Here is a 19534-nt window from a genome sequence, read left to right as displayed (position 1 = left end):
TGGAAAGATTGATGAATCAAATTCCACATCCTTACAATTATCTAAAATCCCTTTGCGCTTATTCTACCTAATCCTATAAATGTAAAAAAAGTGATACTTTCAATTGAACTTAAAAAAACACATCTTCTATCCAATAAATTTCAATCACCTGCTGTTGCTGAAGGGTAATGGCAATTACATCGAACTGAAGCTGTTCCCATTGTGGATGTTGTTCCATAAATGCCGAGGCAGCCTTTTTCAGAGCATCCATTTTTGGTTGCTGAATACTATCTTCCGGAAACCCAAAAGGCGATTGTTGCCTGGTTTTTACCTCTATAAAGTGAATGGTATTATTTTTTAAAGCAATGATATCTACTTCCCAATATTTATACCTCCAGTTTTGATACAATAACTGAAAACCATTTTCAAGAATATACCTGATTGCTAAATTTTCTCCAAGATTTCCTATTTCTTTTTGATGGCTCATGTGAATAAAATTATTTTTATAAACAGATGGAAAGCATAGATTAGCATTTGATGAAACAGCGTTAATTGAAAAATATTTTAGGATGCAAAAGTGTAAAATCGGCTTCTGCTTCTTTCAAAGAAAAAAACGAACAAATGCAAGATAATATTTATAAATTAAAAGGTAAAATTCAGCATTATGCCTGGGGCGGCTATACATATATTTCGAAACTGCTCGGAATTGAAAATACCAATGGTGAACCCTATGCCGAATATTGGCTGGGTGCACATCCCAGTGCCGCTGCAGAAATTATTTTGGATGATGGAGCATCGGTTAGTTTGTTACAATTCATACAACAGGATCCAAACAGAGTGTTAACCCCGGCCATTCAGGCTAAATTTGGCGAGTTACCCTATTTATTGAAAGTTTTGGATGTAAGAGAAATGCTTTCCATTCAGGTGCATCCTACAAAAGAAAATGCCATCAAAGGATTTGAGTCAGAAGAACAGGCAGGCATTCCCATTCATGCGCCGCATCGGAATTATAAAGACAAAAACCACAAGCCTGAAGTGATGGTTGCACTCAGCGAAACATTTTGGTTGTTGCATGGCTTTAAAAGTGCTGCAGCAATTGAGTCTGTTTTGGCCAATACATTTGAGTTAAGCGTTTTATTGCCCCTGTTTAAAAAGCAGGGCTACAAAGCATTGTATCAGTTAGTGATGGAAATGGAACAAAAAGATATTAATAATAAGTTAAATACATTGATTCGAAAAGAGCTGCATAAAAAAGCAGAAGGCCTTCTTACCAAAAACGATCCGGGTTGGTGGGTAGCTAAGTTATATGAAGGAAAAGAAGCAATTGAAAATATTGACCGTGGCATTTTTTCTATTTACTTTTTTAATATCGTACAATTAAAAAAAGGGGAGGGAATATTCCAAAAAGCTGGTATTCCACATGCTTATTTAGAGGGGCAAAATGTAGAACTAATGGCCAATAGCGATAATGTTTTGCGGGCGGGTTTAACACCTAAACATATAGATGTGCCGGAATTATTGAAACATACCATTTTTCAACCCGTTATACCGGAAATTTTAACTGGAAAGCAAATTGAAAGAAACGTACTTGAATTCAATTATCCATGCCCGGTGCCTGATTTTGGCATTCATAAAATAGAATGGGAAGGAGCCAATCAATACACAGCTTATGCAGCCTCTCCCGAAATTATTATTGCGGTAGAAGGTGGTTTTATTATCAGCAGCACCAATGGAAAAAATAAAGTAATTAAACAGGGCGAAGCCTGTTTCATAATTCCCAATACAGAATATTCTATATCCAGTAGTGGCAGGGTATTGTTGTTTAAAGCATTTGTTCCTATTTAAGAGTATCAATTTTATAGTTAAAAAGCGTATAAAACCTTCAAATTGCTTATTTTTGTTTTTGTTGAATGGGCAAAATTATCAACTGTGTGTATGCTGGAGCTGATTGCCTGTTTTTTATGCTATTTTATATGAACCTTTAAATCAGCAATATGCAATTTTCAAAAAAGAATATGATTTATGCAGGAATTGTTTTACTGTTAACAGTTTTCTGCAAAATTATTTTTGCCAATAGTATACAATGGAGTGGTTTTTCGCCGATTATGGCGGTTGCCCTTGTATCTGGTATGATGGTGCATCAAAAGCATTTCACTTTTATTTTTCCATTATTCGCTTTATTGGGCAGTGATATCATGATTCAGCTTTTGTATGTAACCGGACAGTTTCCTTTTCCAGGTTTTTATAGTTATCAATTGCTAAATTATTTGTTTTTAAGTGTATTAGTACTAGCAGGGTGGCTATTAAAAGGTAAAAATTATACAACCTTGGTGTTTGGGGCATTAGCCGGTCCTACAGTTTACTTTTTGCTTTCTAATTTTACGGTTTGGGCTACACACGGCGGATATAACCACCCAATGAACGCTTCCGGTTTATGGCTTTGTATGGTAGATGGGTTGCCTTTTTATAAAAATTCATTAATGGCTACATTATTATTTGTACCAATGCTATTAATAATTTATCATGCTTTATTAAGAAAAAAACTGGCTATTAAGATGCAATAATAGTTGAAGTAAATACCACAACATCTGCACATTATATCATTAAGAAACCGGCTTCTAAAATGGGAAGCCGGTTTCTTAATAATGATTTCGTTCCTGTTATATAAATTGTTGTAATTGTTGAATCACTTCATCAATCTCTTCTTTTGAGTTGTGCCGGCTAAAAGAAAACCGAACGGCGACTTTATTTGGATTATTATTAAATGCCCTGATAACATGGCTTCCCTGATCGGCACCGCTGGTGCAGGCGCTGCCACCGCTGGCACAGATGTGATGAATATCTAAATTAAATAACAGCATCTCACTTTTTTCAGTTTTCGGAAAGCTTACATTTAAAACGGTGTACAGACTTTCATCAGAAGTATCACCATTAAAACTGATGCCCTTGATATGCTGTTGTAGCTGCTGCATCATATACTGCTTTAGCCCTCTGATGTATTTACTTTGGGTTGGATAATTTTCCGTAGCAATTTCCAATGCTTTTGCAAACCCTACAATACCATACACATTTTCAGTTCCTGCACGCATATTTCTTTCTTGTGCACCACCTTGTATAAAGGGGTTTATTTTTATATTTTCATTAATGTAAAGTAAACCAACCCCTTTGGGCCCATGAAATTTATGAGCCGCGCCGGTAATAAAATGAACGGGTAATTCTCTTAAATTAAATGGAAAATGACCAACGGTTTGCACGGTATCACTATGAAATATTGCATTGTATTTTTTGCAAATATTTCCTATCCATGCAATATTGGTGATATTTCCAATTTCATTGTTGGCATGCATCAGCGTAACTAAACATTTTTCGGTTGAACTGGTTAAAATTTGCTCTAAGTGCTGCAAATCAACATGGCCGTTTTCCAGAATATTTACATAACTCAGTTTTATTTTATGTTGATGGTGTAATTTTTCAACAGTATGCAAAGTAGCATGGTGTTCAATAGGCGATGTAATAATATGTGTACATCCTAAATCGTATACTGCGGCATTAATAGCAGTGTTGCTGCTTTCAGTACCCCCGCTTGTAAAAAATATTTCTGCAGGATGGGCATTTAAAATTTTTGCTACCAATTTTCGTGCATTTTCTATTGCCATGCGTGTTTCTCTGCCATAGCTGTATATTGAAGAGGGATTTCCAAAATGTTCAGTTAAATAAGGCATCATTGCCGCTAAAACCTCGGGATCGATAGGGGTAGTGGCTGCATTATCGAAATAAATTCTTTTACTCATCGGGTAATCGTTGTTCAGTTAAACAGTAAAGGTATATACTGTACAGTTTCTTACAAAAAAACCTCTTATCACAGTGTTAATAAGAGCTTTTACAAGCATTTGAAGTTGTATTACATTACTTCACGGATGTCCTGCATCATTCTTTTGGCAATATTATCGGCAGTAGTTTCAAAGTTGCTTTCCGCATAAATGCGAATAATGGGTTCTGTATTGCTGGTTCTAAGGTGCACCCAGTCATTTTCAAATTCAATTTTTAAACCATCTTCTGTATTGATGGGGTATTTTTTATATTTCTTTGTAATCTGTTCAAATATCTTTTTAATATCAAATCCTTTTTCAAGCTCAATTTTATTTTTACTGATAAAATAGTTGGGATAAATATTGCGTAGTTGTTTTACACTTTTCTTTTCTTTAGCCAAATAAGTTAAAAATAAAGCAATGCCAATTAAAGCATCGCGGCCATAATGCAAATCGGGCACTATTACGCCGCCATTGCCTTCACCCCCAATTACGGCATTTACTGCTTTCATTTTTGTAACTACATTTACCTCGCCAACAGCAGAAGGGTAGTACATGCCACCATGTTTTAATGTAACATCTTTCAATGCTTTGGTGCTCGACATGTTGCTAACGGTATTGCCTTTCCTGTTCTTTAATACATAATCTGCAATGGCTACCAATGTATATTCTTCGCCAAATAAACTGCCATCTTCACATACAAATGAAAGCCTGTCTACATCAGGATCTACTGCTATACCAATATCAGCCTTGTGTTTGTTTATTGCATTACATAATTCCTGCAAATGTTGTGGTAATGGCTCGGGATTATGTGCAAATTTTCCATTTACTGTTTCATTCAATATAATAATGTCGGTCTCTTTAATACCCAAAGCCTGTAATAAAGCAGGTACTGCAATAGCACCGGTGCTGTTAATGGCATCAACCACTACTTTAAATTTTCTCTTCTTAATCGAAGCCACATCTACCAACGGATAATCTATAATTGCTTGTATATGCTGTGCTATAAAGTTTGTATGAATGGTTTTATTACCTAATTTATCTACCTGTGCAAATACAAATTCATTTTTTTCTGCAATGGATAAAACAATAGCGCCATCACTTGCCGAAATAAATTCACCTTGATGATTGAATAGTTTTAAAGCATTCCACTCTTTGGGATTGTGGCTGGCACTGATGATCATTCCACCGGCTGCGTTTTCAAACTGAATCGCCATTTCAATGGTAGGGGTAGTGCTTAAACCTGCATCTACAACATCTATACCCAATGCCATGAGTGTAGCCATAGCCAATTCCTGAACCATTGCACCGCTGATTCTTCCATCGCGGCCAATTACTACTTTTTTATTTGAATGATTTTGTTGCAATAGCCATGTACCAAATGCTGCAGTATATTTTACAACATCTAAAGGGCTAAGATTATCTTCCGATTTGCCACCGATGGTGCCACGAATGCCTGAAATACTTTTGATTAATGCCATATTTTATTCGCTTATTTTCTCTGCAGGGGGAATGCAAATTTAAGTAATTGATTCATATTTTTTTCATTAATTTAATTATAGTGGCCTTATTGTTTACAAACATTTGTTTTACATCATTACCAACTTTCTATTTGTAATTTTGCAGCTTCACTAATAGCAATTAGTGGATGCCTTTAAGAAATTGGTATAAAGACTGGTTTAATTCACCATATTATCATTTATTATATCAAAACAGAAATGAAGATGAGGCCAATGAATGGATTATTCATTTGCTGCAGTATTTAAAACCGGCTATTTCATATACTATTTTAGATGTTGCCTGCGGAAAAGGGCGTCATAGTAAAATATTTGCCGAAAAAGGATTTGATGTAACCGGCATTGATTTGGCACCAGAAAATATAGTAGAAGCTAAGCAATTTGAAAATGACAGGTTACATTTTTTTGTGCATGATATGCGACTGCCCTTTTATGTAAATTATTTTGATTTTGCATTTAATTTTTTTACCAGTTTTGGTTTTTTTAGAACGTTGAGAGAACATAATAATGCTATCCGTACCATTGCTCAATGCCTAAAACCGAATGGTGTTTTTTTTTAGATTATATGAATGTTCAGTATGTAGAAAGTTATTTAAAAAAAACAGAGCAAATTGAAATCAATCATCTCGTTTTTTATATTACACGTTGGTAGGGTTCGGAACATTTTTATAAACAAATTCAGGTAGCTGAAAAAGGCAATACTACCTTAAAGCATTTATTTACCGAAAAAGTTGCAAAGTTTACATTGGTTGATTTTACTGAAATAATGGCCTACCAACATTTGCAAATTTAGGAAGTTTTTGGGAATTATGCACTGGAGCCATTTCACCTGAAGCAATCGCCCAGTATAATTATCATTGCAAAAAAAATCAGTAACCCAAGCATTACAGCATAATGCTTGCCATTTTTACGCAAATAAAATGGAGCAATACAGTAATATTTGTGTTTTATTTTGATATTTCTGTAACTATTTAACTGTATTTTGCAACCAAATGATTTATTTGTAATGGTGGATTAAGGCAGCAGGTATGTTGAAAAAAAATGTTGTATTATTTGTAATAGGTTTATGCATCTTTACTTATATATTGGGAATGTTTTTAATTCCGCTAATGGATATTGATGCGGCGCAGTATGCATCCATTTCCAGAGAAATGTTTGTCCGCAAAAGCTATCTGCAAGTATATGATTTAGGCCACGATTATTTAGATAAACCACCCATGCTTTTCTGGCTATCCGGATTAAGTATGTATATTTTCGGTGTTCATGATTGGGCTTATCGCTTGCCATCTGTTTTATTTTCAATTGTAGCTATTTATGCTACTTACCGGTTGGCATTGCTTTATTATAAGAAAGAAACAGCCATGCTGAGTGCTATGGTGCTGGCAGCCAGTCAGGCACTCTTCCTCATGAATCATGATGTAAGAGCCGATACCATGTTAATGGGTTGGGTTATTTTCAGTATCTGGCAATTGGCAGAATGGTATACAAACAAAAAGTATATTCATTTTGTGTTGGGCTTTATAGCTATTGCTGGTGGTATGCTTACAAAAGGGCCTATAGCATTATTTGTACCGGTTTTTGCATTTCTGCCCCATTTTATTTTACGTAGGGAATGGAAGCAGTTCTATCGTTGGGAATACATTCCGGGCCTGCTAATAATAGCAATACTATTATTGCCAATGAGTATAGGATTGTACCAACAGTTTGATATGCATCCCGGTAAAATGGTAGGCGGAAATTATATCACATCAGGATTGAGGTTTTATTACTGGACGCAAAGTTTTGGCCGTTATACCGGCGAGAATGCCAACCGAGAAATGAATCAGTTTACCTTTTTACTGCAAAATATGTTGTGGAGCTTTTCGCCATGGATTATTTTTTTTCTGGTTGGATTGTTTTTAGAAATAAAAACAGTTATAAAGCAAAAAGGTAAACTTACTGAACAGCAGGAGTGGATTACCACCGGAGGCTTCATTATTACCTATTGCGTGTTAGCCAGAAGCCAGGCACAATTGCCACACTATATTTTTGTAGCATTCCCTTTCGCAGCAATTGTAACTGCAAAGTTTTTATATGCTTTGTTTTTTGAACATAAATGGAGGCATTTACGGCGAATCCTGGTTTTATTACACCTTCTTATTTTTACTGTGCTTTGGCTGGCATTAATTGTATTAATGGCATTTCCTTTTTCAGATATACCCAAATTTGTAGCAACATTATCTGCATTATGTTTATTATTAATGTACTCGCTTTTTTATTCTAAAAAATTACATTTTCACCGGTTACCTGTTATTGCATTCTTTACCATTATCGGCATCAATGTGTTTTTAAATACTGCATTCTATCCTGCTTTATTGCAATACCAAATGGGCAATACTGCAGCCGGGTTTATCAACGCCAAACATATTGACAAGTCGAAGGTGATTGTTGCAGGCATACATCCTGGCTATCCATTTTATTTTTATGGACAATATATTTTTCCTGACACCACCATAAATGGATTAAAAGAAGGCGAAGTTGCTGTAACCAATGCTGATAGTGTTGCTATAATTGAAAAGAAATTTCCCTATGCCAAAGTGTTGCACCGGGGCGATAATTTTCATGTAACACAATTGAGTTTTGACTTTCTTAATCCGGAAACCAGGCCGGAAGAATTGCAGCACTATGCCATTGTGGATTTAACACCACCCCTCAAAAAAACGGTTAAAAAGTAAAGCTTACAGCGTTTTGCGGGTTATCTAACTTGTAACTTTTATCTTCACCATTGCAGTTTACATGAAAAATATTTACTTGTGTTGGCTGGTAATCATACAATAGCGTTGATGTTATATCCATTTTTTTGATGGATGGAATATTTTCTATCTCAAAGTAACTCCACACACTTTCTTTTTGAATTTCGTACCCAACATATTTTAAATGAACAGATGCGTTATTGATTTTAACATTCATTTTCTGCGTAATGTATTGTTGAATCATATTATTTACTTCTGCTTTATTTGCAGGATGCGTAAGGTCTACATTTTTATTAAAATGTTTTTTTAAAACCTGTTCCAGATCATCTGTAAAAATTCTAATACTTACTTCCACCATTTTTTCTTTTGCATTGTGATGCAAATCAATAACCGAAACATAAAACGGGTGCATGGCGGTAATGCAGGTAATCCATATCCATTTATACAGTAAAGCAACCATTTATCTTAATTTTTTGGTGATTACAAATGTCGGTATTATATTGAACGCCATGAGCGATTTTAATTTGTATTTTACATTAGGGCGTGAACATATTGCCAATATCACTGCATTAGATCATATTCTGTTTATTGCAGCTTTATGCACCCGATATCAATTTGCAGATTGGAAAAAAATTTTAATTTTAGTAACCGCATTTACCATTGGCCATTCTATTACCCTTGCTTTAAGTGTTTTGAATGTAGTGCATTTTTCAACACGATGGATTGAGTTTTTAATTCCTGTTACCATTTTAATTACAGCCATTAGTAATTTTTTTGTGAAAAAATTTGTGTTCAAAGCAAAGTTTCCGGTTATTTATTTTTTTGCATTATTTTTTGGATTAATTCATGGGTTGGGTTTTAGTAATTATTTAAAGAGTTTATTGGGGAAAGATCAAAACATTATTTGGCAATTATTTGCCTTTAACTGTGGCTTAGAGGTTGGGCAACTTATTATTGTACTCATTATTTTGGTAATTGCTTTTATACTGGTGCAAATTTTTAGCGTTAACCGAAGATATTATTTGCTGTTTTTGTCGGCAGTCATTATTGCCTTATCTTTAGAAATGTGTTTACAACGAATGCCTTTTCATTTTTAAAAAATAACATAAATGCTATGAGAAAGTGGTTACTATTACTGGTATTACTGCCTGGTTGGCGTGTTTTGCCAGCACAAAATATTCAAAACAATCCGGGTTCCAACCATGGAAACAAATTTGAACAATTGGGCACCATTTTACCAACACCCAATGAGTACAGAACGGCCAGTGGCGCCCCGGGGCCTAAATACTGGCAACAACGCTGCGATTATGATATAAAATGCTCATTAGATGAGAAAAAATTGATGTTAACCGGAACGGAAAATATTTCCTATTACAACAATTCACCCGACGCGCTTACCTATTTGTGGATTCAGTTAGATGAAAATGAACACAATAATTTGCACAATGCCAATTATCAGGATGCCAGCTATCTGAATAACCGCATGACAAATGCCATGATTAACAGATTAGAAACATCGAAAGAAGATAATGGTTATGGCGATAAAATTCATGCAGTCATCAATCTGGCAACAGGAAAGGCATTGCCTTACACCATCAATAAAACCATGATGCGCATTGATTTGCCTCACCCCTTAAAACCAGGCCAGCAATTTAATTTTAAAATAAACTGGAGTTATAAAATTTCCGACAGAATGCAAATGGGAGGCCGTGGTGGTTATGAATACTTTCCTGAAGATGGAAATTATTTATTTACTATTACGCAATGGTATCCCCGTTTGTGTGTGTACAGCGATTTTCAAGGATGGCAAAACCATCAGTTTACCGGCAGAGGCGAGTTTGCATTAACTTTTGGAAATTTTAAAGTACAAATGACAGTGCCTGCCGATCATATTGTAATGGCAACCGGCACCTGCCAAAACTATAATCAGGTTTTGTCGTCCAATCAATTAGCACGTTGGAACAAAGCACAAACTGCCAAAGAACCGATTGAAATAGTAACCTTAGATGAGGCAAAAAAGGCTGAAACAGGGAAAATATCTGCAACCAAAACCTGGATATTTTCAGCCGATAATGTACGCGATTTTGCATGGACATCATCCCGAAAATTTATTTGGGATGCTATGCCTGCTTATATAGATGGTAAAAAAATTATGTGTATGAGCGCTTACGGTAAAGAAGCATATGGATTATACCGAAAATTTTCAACCAGGGTAGTGGCACATACCATTAAAACGTATTCAAAATTTTCTATACCATATCCCTATCCTGTGGCACAAAGTATCGAAGCCAGCAATGGCATGGAATATCCTATGATTTGTTTTAATTATGGAAGAACCGAAAAAGATGGCACTTACAGCGAAGCCGTTAAGAATGGCATGTTAGGTGTGATAATTCATGAAGTGGGGCATAATTTCTTCCCAATGATTGTAAATAGTGATGAACGCCAATGGACATGGATGGATGAAGGCCTGAACAGTTTTGTTGAATACCTCACCGAAGAATTGTATGACAATAAATTTCCATCCCGTAAAGGAGCCGCCTGGACAATAACCGATTACATGCGCTTGCCTAAAGATCAGTTAGAACCTATTATGACCAATAGTGAAAATATTGTTCAGTTTGGCCCTAATGCATATACCAAACCGGCTACCGGATTAAATATATTACGCGAAACTATTATGGGGCATGAGTTGTTTGATTTTGCATTCCGGGAATATGCACGCCGGTGGGCATTCAAACATCCAACACCTGCCGATTTATTTAGGACAATGGAAGATGCAAGCGGTGAAGATTTAGACTGGTTTTGGAGAGGTTGGTTTTACAGTACCGATCCCTGCGATATTGCCATTGATTCAGTAAAACATGCTGTAGTCGATGCTGCTTCAATAGGTGCCATGCCGCAGCGAAATGGCGTTCGTACAATGCCATTAGCCAAACCTGCAGTTCCTCAGTTTGATGATATTTCTAAAATAAGGAACAGGGAAAATAATTCCATTACTTTTCTTACCGATGCAGATACCTCTCTCCGCGATTTTTACTGGAAATATGACCGCGGTATCATTCCGTACGATTCAACGATTCATGTAACACTTCCTGCAAGCGGTACTGCAGAAAAGTTTACGCAGGATGAATTAAAGCCTTATCTGGGTAAACACTTGTATGAAATAACTTTTAAAAATAAAGGCGGGTTGGTAATGCCCATCATTCTTCAATTCACATTTGAAGATGGCACCACAGCTGTTGAAAGAATACCTGCACAAATTTGGCGAAAAAATGAAAATGAGGTAACCAAAGTATTTGTTACCAATCAGGCAGTAAAATCAATGCAATTAGACCCATTACGCGAAACTGCAGATATTGATGAAAGTAATAATTCGTGGCCAAAAGTAAGTGCGCCTACTAAATTTGAATTATTTAAAGCAGGTTTAATCAATAGAAGGAACCCTGTTACACCACCTAATCCAATGCAGGAAATTAAAGTATCTTCCAAAAATTGATTTCATAATAAATTAAAACAAAAAATCGAAGTACTGTCAATACTTCGGTTTTTTATTGCAATAAAAAACCCCGGAAATATTTACCAGGGCTTATTTTTGGTTGGGTTACTAGGATTCGAACCTAGACAGACAGAACCAAAATCTGTAGTGCTACCGTTACACCATAACCCAATCCTATCACCAATTTTTACATTGGGGTGCAAAAATAGGGGAGCCTTTGGTTTGTTCCAAAAAATTTTATCACAATAAAAGGGAATTTTCTGGTTACAACTTCAATAAGGCTTCAATCTTTCAAATAATCAGTTTGTTTTGCGGGTGATTTTATAATAATCGTTCTTTCTATTACCGCTGCATCGTAATCAATTAAAATGGTAACAACAACTTCATCATTTTGCTGGGGGAGTGCAGTGCCATTTTCTGAAACTGCAAATGTTGAAATGATAGCCGGATTGATACCAATTCGCATTAAATATTTTTTAATATTATTGGCTCTTTTAACAGCAAGGTTTGTATTTTTTTCTTTAGAAAGTGCATTACCATAAATTCTAATTCTGGTTAAAGTAATACTTGAATCGCCGGGCGGTACATCATTTAAAATTAATTTTGCAGCAGGTGTTAAATCGGGTTTATTGAATTGAAAATATACCCTGGCACTGGTGGTATCTGGTTCAACAGCTTTTGCCAAAAGTCCTGAAAAAATGATACCCAGTAAGAAAAGTGTTTTTTTTAACATGTATCAATTTTAGTGTTGAATATAAAAGAAACACTAAGTTCCTCTATTTATTTTGTATGGAATAGATTTTATGGTTAAAAAATGATCTCACATCTTTTTTATTTCCGTTGCAACAGGTTATCTTTAATTCATCCCTGATGGGTATCCAAATGGAAAGTAAACTAATTTTATTGGCATTATTTGTAATTGTAATGTTGCTTATGTCGTACACAGTTTCAAAAAAAACAAAAACAATTCTATTTTTCGGCGATTCAATTACCGAATTTGGCACGTTGCCTGGTGGTTATTTGCAGTTGTTAAATGAAAAAATAGTACAAAATGGCTTATCTCAGCTAACTTGTTTGGGGGCAGGTATTAGTGGCAATAAAATTTACGATTTATACCTTCGGTTAGAAGATGATGTTTTGAATAAAAATCCTGCTTTGGTAGTTATTTTAATTGGCGTAAATGATGTATGGCATAAAGTATCGCACGGAACAGGTACCGATGCCGATAAGTTTGAAAAATTCTACAAAGCCATTTTAAATAAACTTCAGGCGTCCAATATTCCTGTGGTTTTATGCACCATTATATCCATTGGCGAAAAATTACAAGGTCAAAACCGGCAAGATGATGATATTGATGTATACAATGGTATTATCAGAAATCTTTCCACCACTTACCAAGTACCACTTTGTGATTTGCGAAAAGTGGCATTTGATTGTATTGCAGCACAAAATCATACCAATGCCGACAGGGGGGTTTTAACCAAAGATGGGGTTCATTTAAATGAAACCGGCAATAGGATGGTAGCAGAAAATATTTGGCAAACCATTGCTCAAATTCCCGGTTTTTTATAAAACAAAAAGACAGTTTGTTTGAAAGTAAACTGTCTTTTTTAAATAATTTAGATGAATACAAAATTGAGTAAGCCTACTCAAATCCTAATCATTTACAACTGCTAAATAGTAATTTTTTTTTCCTTTTTGAATGAGGAGGTATTTGTTTTGCAAAAGGTCTTGTTTTGTAATCTGCACATAATCGGTTTCAATTTTCTTTTTATTGATGCGGATACCACCATTCTGCCACATTTTTCTGGCTTCGCTTTTACTGGGGAAGATACTGGTTTCAGTTAAAAAGTTTAATAAATCATAACCGTTTTCAATTTGTGATTTTGAAATGGTGATGGTAGGCACACCTTCCAAAGCCTGTAATAGTTGCTTTTCACTTAAGCTGGCCAGTATATCAGCAGTTTCATTATTAAATAATATTTCAGAAGCCTGCACTGCAAAATCATAATCTGCTTTGCTATGCACAAAAATGGTTAATGATTCGGCTAATTTTTTTTGTAAAATCCTTTCATACGGCGCTTTATCGTGTGCTTCCAATAAGCTTTCAATGGTTTCTTTTGGTAGCAGCGTAAATATTTTAATCCATTTTTTTGCATCTTCATCACTGGCATTCAGCCAAAATTGATAAAATTGATAGGGAGAAGTTTTTTGCGCATCTAACCAAACATTGCCTTTTTCAGTTTTACCAAACTTACCGCCATCTGCTTTGGTTATCAGCGGGCAGGTAAATGCAAAGGCTTCGCCGCCTGCTTTTTTTCTGATAATTTCAGTTCCGGTTACAATATTACCCCACTGATCGCTGCCACCCATTTGCAGTTTGCAGTTTTTGTGTGTATAAAGCCAGTAAAAATCATAGCCCTGTACCAACTGATAGGTAAATTCGGTAAAACTCATTCCATTTTCATTTTCTATCCGTTTTTTTACACTATCCTTGGCCAACATATAGTTTACGGTAATATACTTTCCTACATCTCTGATAAAATGCAGAAAACCCATGTCTTTAAACCAGTCGTAATTATTCACCATTTCGGCGGCATTGGGCTTTGTAGTATCAAAGTCTAAAAATTTTTCTAACTGTTTTTTTACGCATTGCACATTGTGCTGTAAAACATCTTCACTCAGCAAATTTCTTTCTTCACTTTTTCCGCTCGGATCGCCCACCATGCCTGTTGCACCGCCTACTAAAGCAAAGGGTTTATGCCCTGCTTTTTGCAAATGAACCAATAATAAAATAGGCACCAGACTGCCAATATGTAAACTATCTGCAGTAGGATCAAAACCAATGTAGGCCGAGGTCATTTCCTTATTCAATTGTTCAATGGTTCCGGGCATTATATCCTGAATTAATCCACGCCATTGCAATTCTTCCATTAGATTCATACAAAATTCAATTTGCGCAAAAGTAATTACTTTGATGTTCTGAATAAATGTAATTGTTGCGTTATGTTTGCAAATGAATCAGCTGATGCTGTTCAATAATTCAGGAAGATGCCACAGTGGGAAGTTCTATCATAAAAATAATAACAATATGCAAATAGTAGGTTTTGGTACCCGGGTGCTTAATTTTCTGGTAGATTTAATTTTTGTGTTTTCTATCGCATATTTATTGAATAAAGTATGGGATTGGTATGTTGTTTTTTATGAATACACGCCTTATAGTTTTGGTGAAATATTTGGATTGGTAGTGTTCGTATATTATTTTTTGTTTGAATGGATCTTTGCACGTACACCGGGAAAATGGTTTTCACGAAGTAAGGTGGTAACCCAATCGGGAGGTAAACCCGGTATATGGCCTGTATTTGTGCGCAGTATTATCCGGTTAACTATCATAAATGCTTTTTTTATTCCTTTTTTAGAAATGCCATTGCATGATTATTTAAGTAAAACCAGGGTAGTAGAAGCTTAATTTTTTGGAAAGACATGACTGTATTTTTTTAAACTAAAAAATCACCAACTATTTTGAGCGCATTACCTTAAAGTAAAGATTTTGTAAAAATTTTATAAGATGTTTTTGGAAAAGGAAAATGATTTAAGATAATTTTTTTAGCGTTTCCATTCTTAAGATGTATTTTCCAATTACATCGAATTCAAGATTCACTTCAGTGTTGATGGTTACAGTTGACATGTTGGTATGTTCATATGTATAAGGAATAATGGCTACTTTAAAACTGTTTTCCGTAACATTAAAACAGGTTAAACTAATGCCGTTTACACAAATAGAGCCTTTTTCAATCACCAATGTTGCATGTGCCGAAGGAAACTGAAAAGAATACTCCCAACTTCCGTTTAAGTTTTGAACTGCTGTACAAGTGGCAGTACAATCTACATGGCCCTGCACCAAATGCCCGTCTATACGTCCGTTCATAACCATACAGCGTTCAATATTCACCATATCGCCCGGTTGTAAATGGTTTAAATTGGTTTTTTGTAATGTTTCTTCAATAGCGGTAACCCGATGCAAATTATCCTTAACAGCCTCAATAGTAAGGCAAACACCATTGTGCGATACACTTTGGTCGGTTTTTAAAGCATTGCTAAGTGGCGATGAGATCCAAAATATGGTATTTGTACCACTTTTTTCAATCTTTTCAACATAGCCGGTACATTCAATAATTCCTGTAAACATGCCTGCAATTTAAATGGAAAAGACACAAAAATGATTTTGATATTTGGAATTTTACCGGAACCTATTATCTTTGCAACCCATTCATTCAAAAAAGGAGATATTTTATTATGCTTATTATCGATTCAAAAGATTGCGAAAACATTGACAAGGCGCTGAAAAAGTATAAGAAAAAGTTTGAAAAAAGCAAAACACTGCTTAAATTAAGAGAGCGTCAAACTTTTACAAAGCCCTCTGTTAAACGCAGAGAAACTGTGTTAAAAGCAATCTACAAGCAGAAAATTGCCAGTGGAAAAATAGAAGCATAAAATGCTTTTATACCCAAAATATATTTAGTAGCCTGAGATAGTTAATTTTAGGCTACTTTTTTATGTCTATAATTGAAACATATCCTGAATTACAACAATTTATTGAATATCTCAGTTTTGAGAAGCGATATTCAAAATATACCGTTGCAGCTTATCAAAAGGATTTGGAGCAATTTCTTCATTTTCAAATCAATCAGTTTAATTCTCCGGCTATCAACGATATTCAGCCCACATTTATTAAAAGTTGGCTTGCATTTTTAAAAGAACAGGGACTTGAGTCCAAGAGCATCAATCGAAAAATTTCTACTTTAAAATCTTTTTTCAAGCATCTTCAAAAATTGGGATTGTTGCGGCAACCGCCCATGGCAACCATTATTTCTCCAAAAGCCAAAAAAAGGCTGCCTGCATTTGTAGATGAATCCAAAATGGAATTATTGTTACAAACAGCTATTGATACCACCAATTGGGATGAAAAAACAAATTTTCTGGTTTTACAGTTATTTTATTTTACCGGCATTCGTTTAAGTGAGTTAATACATTTAAAAGAAATGCAAATTGATGCTGCCAACCAACAAATAAAAGTAATAGGGAAGGGGAACAAAGAACGAATCATACCCATTCATGATACCTTATTGACTCAGTTAAAAGGGTATCTGAAGGAAAAGCATCATCAGTTTGGAACTATTGAATCCTGTGTATTTGTGAATAAAAAAAATAAACCATTGCAACCTAGAGAGGTGTATCAAAACATTAAAAATTTATTGGGTACAGTAACAACCATGCAAAAGAAGAGTCCGCATGTGCTACGCCATACTTTTGCAACCCATCTCTTAAACAATGGTGCAGATTTAAATGCCGTAAAAGAACTATTGGGGCACAGCAGTTTAGCCGCAACACAGGTGTATACCCACACCACCATCGAAAAGCTAAAAGATATTCACAAAAAAGCTCATCCTAAAGCCTGAAATTTTATGGCACCAGCAATAGGAAAATTTTTTAAGAAAAACAATGACGAATTAGCTTTATTTTATAAAATGAAAGCAGTAGATTTATCATGAAATGATGAAGTATAAAAACACATCATTTAAAACAGTTCTTTACATTATTTTTTCACCATTAAACGTGTGTTGCTATGAACATCAACATTCAAACTGTGCATTTTGAAGCAGATTTTAAACTGTTAGATTATGTAACTAAAAAAACGGAAAAATTAAACACTTTTCATGATCAGGTTTTAAAAGTAGATGTCTTTCTTAAATTGGATAATGTAGTTCATAAAATTAAAGACAAGATTGTTGAAATCCGCGTTCATGTTCCCAAACACGATTTTTTTGTAAAAGCCTCTTCAAAATCATTCGAAGAGTCTTTTGATATGGCGTTTGATTCCATGATCAATCAAATTAAACGAAAAAAAGAAAAGCTAACCATTGCTTAACAATTTTACCGGCCCTCTTGCAAAGAGGGCTTTTTTTTTGCTATTGTGGCATTCGATTTTTAAATTAATTGCTCAGTAATAGCAGTACTTTTGCAGAAATGTTGAAAACTGATTAAAAATTTTTGTAGAAGAATTTTGTTGAAATAAGTTTTCCATTACCTTTGCCATCCCGAAAAAAACGGTAGTTCTTTGTGTAAGCCGAAGTAGCTCAGTTGGTAGAGCAGCTGATTTGTAATCAGCAGGTCGTGGGTTCGACTCCCTTCTTCGGCTCAAAAAATGTATTGGGCAGGTTCCAGAGCGGCCAAATGGGGCGGACTGTAAATCCGCTGTCTTTCGACTTCAGTGGTTCGAATCCACTCCTGCCCACAATTATTCTTTTTTTTTGGAAGAATAAAATAGTTCTTTAAAACGAAAAAGTATCGGCTCAGTGGCTGTTACAATTTCAAGCGGGAGTAGCTCATTTGGTAGAGCGATAGCCTTCCAAGCTATAGGTGGCGAGTTCGAGCCTCGTCTCCCGCTCTTTGCCTGAAATAACGGAAATAAAAAAAATAGGTTCATGACTTTTTGAATTGGAATGAATACTATTAATAAGTGAAACCGATTTTTTTTATCAGGCCGTTGTAGCTCAGGGGTAGAGCACTTCCTTGGTAAGGAAGAGGTCGTGAGTTCAATTCTCATCAACGGCTCCATTTATAATGGAAAAGAATGTGCAGTTGGAAATAGTGTTACTAATTTGAATAACAGGATTTGAAAAATCCAGAAAATAAAAACTAAAACAAGGCAGAGGCCTTAAATTTTTAAACACAACTAAAAACAAATAAAATGGCAAAAGAAAGCTTCTTGAGGGATAAACCCCACGTTAACGTTGGAACAATTGGTCACGTGGATCATGGTAAAACCACCTTGACTGCGGCCATAACTACAATCTTATCTAAAAAAGGAATGGGTAATGTGGCTAGGAAATATGATGAGATTGATGGTGCACCTGAAGAAAAAGAGCGTGGTATTACCATTAATACCGCACACGTGGAATATCAAACTGCTAACCGTCACTATGCACACGTTGACTGTCCTGGTCACGCTGACTATGTTAAAAACATGATTACAGGTGCTGCACAGATGGATGGTGCTATTCTGGTGGTTGCTGCGACCGATGGTCCAATGCCTCAAACCAAAGAGCACATTCTTTTGGCCCGTCAGGTAGGTGTACCACGTATTGTAGTATTCATGAACAAAGTTGACTTAGTTGACGATCCTGAATTATTAGAATTAGTAGAAATGGAAATCCGTGAGTTATTAAGCTCATATGGTTTTGATGGTGATAATACTCCTATTATTCAGGGTTCTGCAACCGGCGCCTTGGCTGAAGATCCAAAATGGGTTGGTAAAATTGATGAATTAATGGATGCTGTTGATAGTTATATTCCATTACCTCCCCGCCCAATTGATCAACCATTCCTGATGAGTGTGGAAGATGTATTCTCTATCACAGGTCGTGGTACAGTAGCTACCGGTCGTATTGAACGTGGTGTGATCAAAGTTGGTGAATCAGTTGAAATTGTTGGTTTAATGGAAGCGCCCCTTTCCTCAACTGTAACTGGTGTGGAAATGTTTAAGAAATTATTAGATGAAGGTCAGGCTGGTGATAATGCTGGTTTATTATTACGTGGTATTGAAAAGAAAGATATTCGTCGTGGTATGGTAATTTGCAAACCAAAAAGCATTACCCCACATACAGAATTTAAAGGTGAGGTTTACGTATTAAGCAAAGAAGAAGGTGGCCGTCATACTCCATTCTTCAACAAATACCGTCCTCAGTTCTATTTCCGCACTACCGATGTAACCGGTGAAGTTTCCTTACCTGAAGGAACAGAAATGGTAATGCCTGGTGATAATATTAACTTAACTGTAAAATTAATCCAACCCATCGCAATGGAAAAAGGTTTGAAATTTGCGATTAGAGAAGGTGGTAGAACAGTAGGAGCAGGACAGGTTACTGAAATTTTGAAATAGGCTCTTTATTTTAATAAATTCTTTGTTGTAATTCGCTTATATTTGCAACAGACAAA

19 protein-coding genes and 5 tRNA genes are annotated in these 19534 nt (G+C 35.4%); 16 read left to right on the top strand and 8 right to left on the bottom strand.

Features of this window, described 5'->3' with window-relative positions:
- Positions 1 to 109: 109 nt before the first annotated feature.
- On the bottom strand, positions 110 to 466 hold the full coding sequence (locus JK139_RS10200; protein ID WP_068246866.1) for a YraN family protein: 357 nt from the start codon (positions 464 to 466) through the stop codon (positions 110 to 112).
- Positions 467 to 531: 65 nt separating this feature from the next.
- Here JK139_RS10200 and manA point away from each other — a divergent pair, with 65 nt between their 5' ends.
- Together manA and JK139_RS10190 are read left to right on the top strand one after the other, a co-directional pair.
- Positions 532 to 1824 carry a mannose-6-phosphate isomerase, class I gene (gene manA / locus JK139_RS10195; RefSeq protein ID WP_228733199.1) on the top strand — a complete coding sequence of 431 codons (1293 nt, stop codon included), beginning with the start codon at positions 532 to 534 and terminating at the stop codon, positions 1822 to 1824.
- A gap of 149 nt (positions 1825 to 1973) precedes the next feature.
- The gene (locus JK139_RS10190; protein ID WP_074420159.1) at positions 1974 to 2543 is read left to right on the top strand and encodes a DUF6580 family putative transport protein; all 570 of its coding nucleotides are present in this window, start codon (positions 1974 to 1976) and stop codon (positions 2541 to 2543) included.
- Positions 2544 to 2639: 96 nt separating this feature from the next.
- On the opposite strand, the gene JK139_RS10185 is transcribed toward JK139_RS10190, so the two are convergent.
- Both JK139_RS10185 and glmM read right to left on the bottom strand, forming a co-directional pair.
- Positions 2640 to 3770, bottom strand: coding sequence for a cysteine desulfurase family protein (locus tag JK139_RS10185; protein ID WP_074420160.1), 1131 nt, complete (start codon positions 3768 to 3770; stop codon positions 2640 to 2642).
- Positions 3771 to 3880: 110 nt separating this feature from the next.
- Positions 3881 to 5269 carry a phosphoglucosamine mutase gene (gene glmM / locus JK139_RS10180; protein ID WP_074420161.1) on the bottom strand — a complete coding sequence of 463 codons (1389 nt, stop codon included), beginning with the start codon at positions 5267 to 5269 and terminating at the stop codon, positions 3881 to 3883.
- 167 nt (positions 5270 to 5436) lie between these two features.
- Between glmM and JK139_RS15540 the strand changes: the two genes are divergently transcribed.
- On the top strand, positions 5437 to 5865 hold the full coding sequence (locus JK139_RS15540) for a class I SAM-dependent methyltransferase (protein ID WP_228733198.1): 429 nt from the start codon (positions 5437 to 5439) through the stop codon (positions 5863 to 5865).
- A gap of 468 nt (positions 5866 to 6333) precedes the next feature.
- On the top strand, positions 6334 to 8019 hold the full coding sequence (locus tag JK139_RS10170) for an ArnT family glycosyltransferase (protein ID WP_218331215.1): 1686 nt from the start codon (positions 6334 to 6336) through the stop codon (positions 8017 to 8019).
- Here JK139_RS10170 and JK139_RS10165 read toward each other — a convergent pair.
- Positions 8009 to 8497, bottom strand: a complete 489-nt coding sequence (locus tag JK139_RS10165; RefSeq protein WP_074420163.1) for a DUF6702 family protein — start codon at positions 8495 to 8497, stop codon at positions 8009 to 8011. The two genes, JK139_RS10170 and JK139_RS10165, sit on opposite strands and share 11 nt — an antisense overlap.
- A gap of 49 nt (positions 8498 to 8546) precedes the next feature.
- On the opposite strand from JK139_RS10165, the gene JK139_RS10160 reads away from it, so the two are divergent.
- Complete coding sequence (locus JK139_RS10160; protein ID WP_228733197.1) at positions 8547 to 9134, top strand: HupE/UreJ family protein; 588 nt, start codon at positions 8547 to 8549, stop codon at positions 9132 to 9134.
- A gap of 17 nt (positions 9135 to 9151) precedes the next feature.
- Positions 9152 to 11536 (top strand): M1 family metallopeptidase, encoded by a 2385-nt coding sequence (locus JK139_RS10155; protein WP_074420176.1) that lies wholly within the window; start codon positions 9152 to 9154, stop codon positions 11534 to 11536.
- 97 nt (positions 11537 to 11633) lie between these two features.
- Here the strand turns inward: JK139_RS10155 and JK139_RS10150 are convergent.
- A tRNA-Gln gene (locus JK139_RS10150) sits at positions 11634 to 11707 on the bottom strand.
- Between the two features lie 112 nt (positions 11708 to 11819).
- Positions 11820 to 12269, bottom strand: a complete 450-nt coding sequence (locus JK139_RS10145; RefSeq protein ID WP_074420165.1) for an OmpA family protein — start codon at positions 12267 to 12269, stop codon at positions 11820 to 11822.
- Between the two features lie 149 nt (positions 12270 to 12418).
- On the opposite strand from JK139_RS10145, the gene JK139_RS10140 reads away from it, so the two are divergent.
- Positions 12419 to 13108 (top strand): SGNH/GDSL hydrolase family protein, encoded by a 690-nt coding sequence (locus JK139_RS10140; RefSeq protein WP_218331214.1) that lies wholly within the window; start codon positions 12419 to 12421, stop codon positions 13106 to 13108.
- Between the two features lie 84 nt (positions 13109 to 13192).
- On the opposite strand, the gene tyrS is transcribed toward JK139_RS10140, so the two are convergent.
- A complete protein-coding gene (tyrS, locus tag JK139_RS10135) occupies positions 13193 to 14479 on the bottom strand; it encodes a tyrosine--tRNA ligase (protein ID WP_218331213.1) in 1287 nt (428 codons plus the stop codon).
- 148 nt (positions 14480 to 14627) lie between these two features.
- On the opposite strand from tyrS, the gene JK139_RS10130 reads away from it, so the two are divergent.
- Entirely contained in the window at positions 14628 to 15005 is a 378-nt protein-coding gene (locus JK139_RS10130) for an RDD family protein (protein ID WP_218331212.1), read from the top strand.
- Between the two features lie 123 nt (positions 15006 to 15128).
- On the opposite strand, the gene JK139_RS10125 is transcribed toward JK139_RS10130, so the two are convergent.
- Positions 15129 to 15725, bottom strand: a complete 597-nt coding sequence (locus JK139_RS10125) for a riboflavin synthase (RefSeq protein ID WP_074420168.1) — start codon at positions 15723 to 15725, stop codon at positions 15129 to 15131.
- A gap of 107 nt (positions 15726 to 15832) precedes the next feature.
- Between JK139_RS10125 and rpsU the strand changes: the two genes are divergently transcribed.
- From rpsU to tuf, 8 genes are all read left to right on the top strand, one after another.
- On the top strand, positions 15833 to 16030 hold the full coding sequence (gene rpsU / locus JK139_RS10120; protein WP_068246832.1) for a 30S ribosomal protein S21: 198 nt from the start codon (positions 15833 to 15835) through the stop codon (positions 16028 to 16030).
- Between the two features lie 62 nt (positions 16031 to 16092).
- Positions 16093 to 16995, top strand: a complete 903-nt coding sequence (locus tag JK139_RS10115) for a tyrosine-type recombinase/integrase (RefSeq protein WP_074420169.1) — start codon at positions 16093 to 16095, stop codon at positions 16993 to 16995.
- Between the two features lie 167 nt (positions 16996 to 17162).
- Positions 17163 to 17465 carry an HPF/RaiA family ribosome-associated protein gene (locus tag JK139_RS10110; RefSeq protein WP_068246825.1) on the top strand — a complete coding sequence of 101 codons (303 nt, stop codon included), beginning with the start codon at positions 17163 to 17165 and terminating at the stop codon, positions 17463 to 17465.
- 197 nt (positions 17466 to 17662) lie between these two features.
- Positions 17663 to 17735: transfer RNA gene (locus tag JK139_RS10105), tRNA-Thr, on the top strand.
- Positions 17736 to 17748: 13 nt separating this feature from the next.
- A tRNA-Tyr gene (locus JK139_RS10100) sits at positions 17749 to 17831 on the top strand.
- An 80-nt stretch (positions 17832 to 17911) separates the two neighbouring features.
- Positions 17912 to 17984, top strand: a tRNA-Gly gene (locus JK139_RS10095).
- Positions 17985 to 18079: 95 nt separating this feature from the next.
- Positions 18080 to 18154: transfer RNA gene (locus JK139_RS10090), tRNA-Thr, on the top strand.
- Positions 18155 to 18287: 133 nt separating this feature from the next.
- Positions 18288 to 19478 carry an elongation factor Tu gene (tuf, locus tag JK139_RS10085; protein ID WP_074420171.1) on the top strand — a complete coding sequence of 397 codons (1191 nt, stop codon included), beginning with the start codon at positions 18288 to 18290 and terminating at the stop codon, positions 19476 to 19478.
- The last annotated feature ends 56 nt before the right edge of the window (positions 19479 to 19534 follow it).

It is taken from the genome of Hydrotalea lipotrueae (assembly GCF_019249625.1).
GTDB lineage: Bacteria > Bacteroidota > Bacteroidia > Chitinophagales > Chitinophagaceae > Hydrotalea > Hydrotalea flava.
This window is presented reverse-complemented; position numbering and strand designations above follow the sequence as displayed.

Bases quoted from the DNA above. Each gene is read 5' to 3' on its own strand.
- JK139_RS10200 (WP_068246866.1), bottom strand. From the start codon at position 466: ATGAGCCATCAAAAAGAAATAGGAAATCTTGGAGAAAATTTAGCAATC.
- JK139_RS10190 (WP_074420159.1), top strand. From the start codon at position 1,974: ATGCAATTTTCAAAAAAGAATATGATTTATGCAGGAATTGTTTTACTG.
- JK139_RS10185 (WP_074420160.1), bottom strand. From the start codon at position 3,770: ATGAGTAAAAGAATTTATTTCGATAATGCAGCCACTACCCCTATCGAT.
- glmM (WP_074420161.1), bottom strand. From the start codon at position 5,269: ATGGCATTAATCAAAAGTATTTCAGGCATTCGTGGCACCATCGGTGGC.
- JK139_RS15540 (WP_228733198.1), top strand. From the start codon at position 5,437: ATGCCTTTAAGAAATTGGTATAAAGACTGGTTTAATTCACCATATTAT.
- JK139_RS10170 (WP_218331215.1), top strand. From the start codon at position 6,334: ATGTTGAAAAAAAATGTTGTATTATTTGTAATAGGTTTATGCATCTTT.
- JK139_RS10165 (WP_074420163.1), bottom strand. From the start codon at position 8,497: ATGGTTGCTTTACTGTATAAATGGATATGGATTACCTGCATTACCGCC.
- JK139_RS10160 (WP_228733197.1), top strand. From the start codon at position 8,547: ATGAGCGATTTTAATTTGTATTTTACATTAGGGCGTGAACATATTGCC.
- JK139_RS10155 (WP_074420176.1), top strand. From the start codon at position 9,152: ATGAGAAAGTGGTTACTATTACTGGTATTACTGCCTGGTTGGCGTGTT.
- JK139_RS10145 (WP_074420165.1), bottom strand. From the start codon at position 12,269: ATGTTAAAAAAAACACTTTTCTTACTGGGTATCATTTTTTCAGGACTT.
- JK139_RS10140 (WP_218331214.1), top strand. From the start codon at position 12,419: ATGGAAAGTAAACTAATTTTATTGGCATTATTTGTAATTGTAATGTTG.
- tyrS (WP_218331213.1), bottom strand. From the start codon at position 14,479: ATGAATCTAATGGAAGAATTGCAATGGCGTGGATTAATTCAGGATATA.
- JK139_RS10130 (WP_218331212.1), top strand. From the start codon at position 14,628: ATGCAAATAGTAGGTTTTGGTACCCGGGTGCTTAATTTTCTGGTAGAT.
- JK139_RS10125 (WP_074420168.1), bottom strand. From the start codon at position 15,725: ATGTTTACAGGAATTATTGAATGTACCGGCTATGTTGAAAAGATTGAA.
- rpsU (WP_068246832.1), top strand. From the start codon at position 15,833: ATGCTTATTATCGATTCAAAAGATTGCGAAAACATTGACAAGGCGCTG.
- JK139_RS10115 (WP_074420169.1), top strand. From the start codon at position 16,093: ATGTCTATAATTGAAACATATCCTGAATTACAACAATTTATTGAATAT.
- JK139_RS10110 (WP_068246825.1), top strand. From the start codon at position 17,163: ATGAACATCAACATTCAAACTGTGCATTTTGAAGCAGATTTTAAACTG.
- tuf (WP_074420171.1), top strand. From the start codon at position 18,288: ATGGCAAAAGAAAGCTTCTTGAGGGATAAACCCCACGTTAACGTTGGA.